Genomic DNA, 7,285 nt, shown 5'->3' with positions numbered 1-7,285 from the left:
CCGCGCCTTGGCGCGGGGCCCGCGGTCGGAGTTCATGGTCGACCGGGCGCGCGGCTACTGAGCAGCGCGGGGGAGGGAGGGCCATGAGGCTCTCCCGCAGGCAGCCGCTACGCGGCGAGGGTGGCGAGCGCCGCTTCCATACGGCGATAGACTTCCGCGGGGTCGGTGCATCCGTTCAGCCACAGGCAATTGTCCGGACGGCCGGTCTGACGCAGCCAGTCGACCACGGTCATGCCGGTGGTTAGCTCTCCGGCGCATTCGACATCGACGGGGCAGAGCTTGCCTTCGAAGAGCTCGGGCCAAAGCAGCGCTGCCACGGCAACGGCGTCATGTAGCGGCCGCGACGCAGTGCCGTATTTCTTGTTCCCATAAATCTCGAAGAATTCCATCATCCCCGCGCAGGCCTGCATGACCTCGCCGTCATGGGCAGCGAGCTGGTGCGACCAATGCACCGGCGAGGCCGTGGCATGGGTGCAGTCGAGCGGCACGGCGGTTATCGGTAGACCAGATTTCAGCACGATCCGCGCCGCCTCGGGGTCGACGAGGATGTTGTACTCAGCGGCGGGCGTCATGTTCCCGCCCTCGAAGAAGCCGCCGCCCATGAAGACGATGCGCTCGATGTTGCGCTTGATGTCGGGCGCGACGCTGAGCGCGAGCGCGATGTTGGTCTGCGGCCCGAGCACGATCAGCGTGACGGGGCTGGGATGCGCTCGCAGCGTCCTGACGAGGAAATCGACGGCACTTGCCGCCTCCGGTCCGCGCCGGGCCTCCTCCCAGTCCCAGCCGTCGATACCGGTATCGCCGTGGATCTCGGGAACCGGGCGCGGCTGGCGCATCATCGGGCGATCGGCGCCGGCATAAACCGGAATGTCCGTGTGGCCGGCGAGTTCCACGATACGGCGGGCGTTGTCGGTGGTCTGCGCGAGCCCCATGTTCCCGGCGACCGTGGTCAGGCCGAGGACCTCGAGCGCCGGCGAGGCTAGGGCGAGAAGAATCGCGAAGGCGTCGTCCTGTCCGGGATCGGTATCGATAATTACGGGTCTAGACTGCACCTTGGTTACCTCTTTGTCTTTCGCCTCAGCGGAGACGGTCTGATTTTGCCTAATTTCGTGGCCATCTGAATGTTGCGCGCAGGATTCAGCATTTAAGGCTCGTGCCTCGCCGACCACTTGGAACACAGTATTCTGTATACAGTAGACATGAAGGAATACGGCTATGAAAGGTGATTTCGACAACATTCCCGTTGTTGACCTCGGTGGTCTCGCAGAAGGGGCGTCGGAAGCGGCACGCGCCGAAACCGTCGCGGCGCTGAAGGACGCGCTTGAGACCTCAGGCTTCGCCTATCTGGCAGGCCATGAGGTTTCGGAGGATCTGGTGGAGCGCATGCGCCAGATGAACGCCGCCTTCCATGATCTTCCGCTTGAAGAGAAGATGGCGCTCAAGATCAACGGCTTCCATCGCGGCTACATGCCGATGTCGAGCTCGACGATCGTGACCTCCTCGGTGGCAAAGGTGACGAAGCCGAACCGCTCGGAAAGCCTGATGATCATGCATGAGGTCCCCGAGGATGCCGCCTATGCGGGCGAGCCGCTGCAGGGGCCGAACCAGTTCCCGGCGCAGCTTCCCGATGTCGAGAAGACTGCGCTTGAGTATATGACCGAGATGACCAAGCTCGGTGAGCGGATCGCCGGCGCACTGGCCGAGGCGCTGGGTCTCGAGCGCGACTGGTTCGCGAAGCACTTCATCGACCCCACCCTGTTCCTGCGCCTTCTGCACTACCCCGAGCAGCCCGACGAAGAAGAGCTGTTCGGCTCTGCGCCGCACACCGATTATGGCTTCGTCACCCTGCTCAAGCAGGACGATGTGGGCGGGCTCGAGGTGCGCAACAAGCGCGGCGACTGGATCCCCGCGCCGCCGATCGAGGGCACGTTCGTGATGAACGTCGGCGATATCCTCGCCAAGTGGTCGAACGGCCGCTTCGTCTCGACGCCGCACCGGGTACGCAACCTGACCGGGCGCGAGCGCTACTCGCAGCCGTTCTTCTACGATCCCTCGATGAGCGCGCTGGTCGAGTGCCCGGCAGAGATGCTGGAAAAGGGCGAGACGGCGCAGATGGAGCCGGTGCTTTACGGCGACTACCTGCTCGAGCGGCTCAACAAGAACTACGACTATCGCAAGAAAGCCTCCTGATTCATCCAGGCAACGACAAGACCCAGACAACAGGGAGTTCAACAATGAATGATATCAACAGGCGCCGCATGCTGCAGGGGCTGCTCGCTCTTGGCGGCGCGTCGGTCCTCAATGTGCCAGGTGTCTACGCCCAGGCCGAGAAACTCGTCATCACCACCTATGGCGGCTCGTGGGAGAAGTTCTGGAAGGAAGTCTTCCTGCCCGCCTTGACCGACGAGACCGGGATCGACCCGCAGCTCGATATTGGGCTCGGCAGCGTCTACACCACCAACATGCGCGCTGCGGGGGTCGAGAATCCGCCCTACGGCTGCCTCATGACCAACGAGATCTATGCCACGGTGCTGCGTGACGAGGGCTATTTCGAGAAGCTCGACCTCGCGCAGCTGCCGAACTACGCCGATCTCTACCCGGTGGCGACAGAGGCCTCCGAGGGCTATGCCGCCGTCGGTCTGATCTCGCCGATCGGCATCGGCTACCGAACCGATATGATCCAGACGCCGCCCAAGTCCTGGAAGGATCTCTGGGAGATGCCCGAGCTGCAGGGACGGCTGGGCCTCTACAACATCAAGAACAGCGCCGGGAAAATGTTCCTGATGCTGGCGTCCAAGCTTTACGGCTCGGGCATCACCGATCTCGAGACCGGCTTTGCCAAGCTTGCGGAACTGGGACCAGTCTACCAGACCGACTTCAACATGAGCACCGGCCTTGCCACCGGTGAGATCGCCGTCGCGCCCTTCGACTTCGGCGAGATCGCGCGGCTGCGCAACCAGGGCCTGCCGGTCGATTGCATCATCCCCGAGGAAGGGCTGATGATGTGGGACCAGACTTTCAACATCTGCACCAATACTCCGGCACGCGAGCAGGCCTACCAGTACCTGAACTTCGTGCTGAGCCCGGCCGGGCAGGAATTGCTCATGCGCGAGTTCTTCGTCTCGCCGGTCAACAAGAAGGTGGAGGTTCCGCCCGAGCTGCTGAAGGATGTTCCCGTCTCCGGCGAGGCCATGGAACAGTTCATCAAGTGGGACTGGGATTTGATGAATTCCAATGCCGAAGAGATCTCGCGCCGCTGGAACCAAATCTTCGGGGCCTGAGCCCGCAGCTACAGCCAAGGGTCGCTCCGGACGTCCGGGGCGGCCTTTCAGTCAAGGAACGTCCGATAACATGACCGAAGTCTCCATCCTCTCGTTGGTGAAGTCCTACGGGAAGGCCGAAGCCCTGAAGGGCATCTCGCTGAATATCGACCATGGCGAGTTCGTTTCCCTGCTCGGCCCGTCGGGCTGCGGCAAGTCGACCACGCTGAAGTGCATCGCCGGGTTCGAGGAGATCACCGACGGCAAGATCCTGTTCGACAACAAGGACATCTCTCGCAAACTGCCGGAGAATCGCGACATCGGCATGGTGTTCCAGTCCTACGCGCTCTTCCCGCATATGACGGTGGCGCAGAACTTGGCCTTCGGTCTCGAGATGCGCCGCGTGCCGCGCGCCGAGATCAAGGAGCGAGTTGCGCGGGCGATGGACATGGTCCAGCTCACGCAATACGCCGACCGCTACCCGAAGATGCTGTCAGGTGGCCAGCAGCAGCGCGTCGCGCTTGGCCGGGCGCTGGTGATCGAGCCCGCGATCCTGCTGCTCGACGAGCCGCTTGCGAACCTCGACGCCAAGCTGCGCGACGAGATGCGCGGTTTTATCCGCGATCTGCAGAAGCGCGTCGGCATCACCACCATCTATGTGACCCACGACCAGGACGAGGCGATGACCATGTCCGACCGTGTTGTGGTGATGTTCAACGGCGCCATCGCGCAGGCGGCGCGGCCCGAGGACGTCTACAACCACCCGGTCACCGAGGAGGTGGCAAAATTCGTTGGCAATGCGAACATTCTCGAACTGCCGGTCGCCGCGCTGGAGGAGGGCGGCACTTCGCTGATCCTTCCGGGTGGCGGCACGCTGCGGCTGCCGGGCGCGGCTCTGGCGCCGGCAGGAGCCCTCCTGCGCGTCATGGCCCGCCCCGAGCAGATCGCACTGGTCGATCCGGCTGCGGCGCAGCTCGGCGGGCGGATCGCCAAGCGCTACTTCAGCGGCGGCCACATCGAGTATCACGTTGACACCGATTGTGGCCCGCTGCTGGTGCTGGGTCCGACCAGCCAGACCGTCGCCGAGGGGCAGGCGGTTGGACTGAGCTTCGATGCGCAGCGGCTCTGGCCGATGCAGGGCGGAGCAGGTGCCGCCGCCGGGGTGGCGGCATGAGAAAGCTGCGCAGCGCGGTCCTGATCCTGCCGGCGGCGGCGATCATCTTTCTCTTCGTGGGCCTGCCCTACGTCATCGTCCTGGTGATGAGCTTCCGCACGCCCGGTGCCAAGGGCGCGCCCTACGGTGAAGGCTTCGGGCTGGAGGGCTACACGCAGTTCTTCTCGGAGGGCTACTATGCCATGTCGCTGCCGCATACGATGCTGCTCGGCATGGTGACGACGCTCGTGTGCCTTGCGCTGGCCTATCCCGTCGCGCTGCACATCGTCACCGCGTCTCGGCGCTGGCGTGCCATCCTCTACGGCATCGTGCTGTCGCCGTTGCTGGTCGGGATCGTCGTGCGCAGCTACGGCTGGACAATTCTTCTGGGCAACTCGGGGGTCATCAACGCGACGCTGATGCAGATGGGTCTGATCCAGCGCCCCTTGCCGCTGATGTACAACAACTTCGGCGTGGCGCTCGCGCTGGCGCATGTGTTCCTGCCGTTCATGGTGCTGCCGCTCTTGTCGGCGCTGCAATCCATGGACCCTGCAGTGGCACAGGCGGCCCGCTCCCTCGGGGCGCGCCGCTTCACCATCTTCCGCCGGGTGACATTCCCGGTCTCGATGCCCGGCGTGCAGGCGGGCTGCATCCTCGTCTTCGTGCTGGCGATCTCGTCCTACGTAACGCCAGCGCTGGTCGGCGGCATGCGGGTGAAGACCACGACCCTGCTGGTGGTAGATGCGCTGATCGACCAGTTCCAGTGGCCCTTCGGCTCGGCTATGGCGCTGACCCTCGCCGCGGCGGCGGGGCTGGTGGTCTTCATCTTCGCGCGGCTCACCCGGATGGAGTGGAAGTAACATGCAGATTGTCACCCCCTTGCTGACCCTGGTGCGGGTCTGTGTCTACGTCTTCCTGATCGCGCCGATCGCGGTGGTGGTGCTGGCCTCGTTCAACGCCGGCAACTTTCTGACCTTCCCGCCGCAGGGGCTGAGCCTGCGCTGGTTCTGGACCTTCCTGCAGAACGACGTCTTCATCAACGCCATCCTTTACTCGGCGATCCTTGCGGCCTGCGCCACGGCGGTGTCGCTGGTGGTGGGCACGATGGCGGCGCTCTACTTCGTGCGCCACGCAAGACGCGAGGCCGAGCTGGTGCGCATCGGCGTGCTGCTGCCGCTGATCCTGCCCGAGATCCTGACGGCCATCGCGCTGCTATTCTTCTTCTACGAAATCGGCATCGGCACCGAGCACAAGATCGCGCTGTTCACCGGCCACGTGCTGATGACGCTGCCCTTCGTGTTCCTGAATGTGGTGACCTCGCTGCAGTCGCGCGACGATGCAGCGGAGCTTGCGGCACGTACGCTGGGGGCCAGCCGATACACCGCCTTCCGTCGCATCACCCTGCCGCTGATCGCGCCCGGCGTGGCCACCGGCGCGGTCTTTGCCTTCATCATCAGCTTCGATACCTTCGGCATCTCGTTCATCCTGAAAGGCTCGGGCTCGGCGCCGCTGCCGATCCAGCTCTATGATTACCTGCGGTTCAACTTCACGCCGGAAGCGGCTGCCGTCTCGACTGTTTCGATCATCATGACCGTGCTATTGCTCGGGCTGGCAGATCTTGTGTTTGGTAAGAAATGACTGCGATGCAGAGGGTAGAGCAGATGCTGGTGATGCGGCCGATCGGGCTCGAATTGGCGGATCGCCTCGAGGATTCGATCATCCGCGAGACATATGCCCCCGGCGAGAAGCTTCGCGAGCTCGAGCTTTGCGCAGTGTTCGGCGTGTCCCGCTCGCCGCTTCGCGAGGCGCTGCAGATCCTCGAAAACCGCGGCCTCGTCGAGCGTCGCCCGCGTTTCGGAGCGCGGGTGACGGATATGTCGGTCGAGGTGCTGGACGAGATCTCGGCCTGCCGCATCCCGCTCGAAGGCACCTGCAGCCGGCTGCTTGCCGGCAGGCTGGACCACGTCGGGATCGCCGATGCGCTCGATGCCGAGCTGAGCGCGATGCAGCAGGCGCATGTCAGTGGCGACCGCGAGGCGGCCTTCGACGCCAACGTTCGGATGACCGCGCTGCTGCACGAGAATTGCGGCAACAGCGTGCTCGCGAAGTTGCTGGCGCAACTCGACAAGCCAGCGCTGCGCTACCGACACCGCGCCTACCGCATCGCGACGGGCCTCGTCGGCGACATGATCGAGAGCAACCGGTCGATGATCAGCGAAATCCGCGCGGGGCGGGCCGATGGGGCGGAGAAAGTTACGATGGCCCTCGTCGAGCGCGCCTGGGTAACGACCAGATCGCTGTTTCTTACCGACTAGACAGATCAGCAGAACGCTTGCGCAGCCCGCCGACTGCGCTGGCGCCGCAGGGCTTCTCGCCGATTATCTCGGCCAGGCTGGTGGCATCATGCAGGTGGTGGCCAGGCTGGGGGGCGAGATTCTCTGTGGCGGTGCGCCCTTCGAGCGCGAGGGCAACTACTAGCGGCCGACGCTGTTCGCCGGGGTCACGCAGGACAACCCGGCGGTGACCGTGGAGATCTTCGGCCCGGTCCTCACCTTCCATGAACACACGAGAGACGTGGTCAGCGCAAAACGAAGCTGAGCAGGGCTGCATGACGCGCGATGCAAACCTAATCAGGTGTCCACGAAACCCGCAGCGGGACAAGTCCGCAGGTTCGCTGCCTCAAGGCCTGAAGGTCGAACAGGCGTTCAGGCGGAGATCGCGTTCCGAGCTTGGAAGAGACTAAGCGCGGGTCTATTCAAAAGCCAACTGAAGCACCGGTGGGACACTCGGACAGGACGACCAATTGAATCTCGGACACATCCGCCATTTTGAATGGTGGGTCGTTTCGACAATTTATTACATAATCCACATT

7 protein-coding genes are annotated in these 7,285 nt (G+C 63.8%); 6 read left to right on the top strand and 1 reads right to left on the bottom strand.

What is annotated here, in order from left to right:
• Window positions 1–107 precede the first annotated feature (107 nt).
• Window positions 108–1,178 carry a nucleoside hydrolase gene (locus Q4543_RS23295; protein ID WP_303442336.1) on the bottom strand — a complete coding sequence of 357 codons (1,071 nt, stop codon included), beginning with the start codon at window positions 1,176–1,178 and terminating at the stop codon, window positions 108–110.
• Between the two features lie 37 nt (window positions 1,179–1,215).
• On the opposite strand from Q4543_RS23295, the gene Q4543_RS23290 reads away from it, so the two are divergent.
• From Q4543_RS23290 to Q4543_RS23265, 6 genes are all read left to right on the top strand, one after another.
• Window positions 1,216–2,190, top strand: a complete 975-nt coding sequence (locus Q4543_RS23290) for an isopenicillin N synthase family oxygenase (RefSeq protein WP_303442333.1) — start codon at window positions 1,216–1,218, stop codon at window positions 2,188–2,190.
• A 44-nt stretch (window positions 2,191–2,234) separates the two neighbouring features.
• Complete coding sequence (locus Q4543_RS23285) at window positions 2,235–3,281, top strand: PotD/PotF family extracellular solute-binding protein (protein ID WP_303442330.1); 1,047 nt, start codon at window positions 2,235–2,237, stop codon at window positions 3,279–3,281.
• Window positions 3,282–3,351: 70 nt separating this feature from the next.
• Window positions 3,352–4,434: an ABC transporter ATP-binding protein gene (locus Q4543_RS23280; RefSeq protein WP_216003622.1), complete on the top strand. Its 1,083-nt coding sequence runs from the start codon at window positions 3,352–3,354 to the stop codon at window positions 4,432–4,434.
• Complete coding sequence (locus tag Q4543_RS23275) at window positions 4,431–5,273, top strand: ABC transporter permease (protein ID WP_303442327.1); 843 nt, start codon at window positions 4,431–4,433, stop codon at window positions 5,271–5,273. The genes Q4543_RS23280 and Q4543_RS23275 overlap by 4 nt, the downstream gene beginning before the upstream one ends.
• A 1-nt stretch (window position 5,274) precedes the next feature.
• Window positions 5,275–6,051: an ABC transporter permease gene (locus Q4543_RS23270; protein ID WP_303442324.1), complete on the top strand. Its 777-nt coding sequence runs from the start codon at window positions 5,275–5,277 to the stop codon at window positions 6,049–6,051.
• A 23-nt stretch (window positions 6,052–6,074) separates the two neighbouring features.
• On the top strand, window positions 6,075–6,728 hold the full coding sequence (locus Q4543_RS23265; protein WP_303442321.1) for a GntR family transcriptional regulator: 654 nt from the start codon (window positions 6,075–6,077) through the stop codon (window positions 6,726–6,728).
• The last annotated feature ends 557 nt before the right edge of the window (window positions 6,729–7,285 follow it).

The organism is Salipiger sp. 1_MG-2023, from assembly GCF_030547555.1.
Classification (GTDB): domain Bacteria; phylum Pseudomonadota; class Alphaproteobacteria; order Rhodobacterales; family Rhodobacteraceae; genus Salipiger.
The sequence above is the reverse complement of the archived record's forward strand: the minus strand, read 5'-3'. Positions and strand labels throughout refer to the sequence as shown.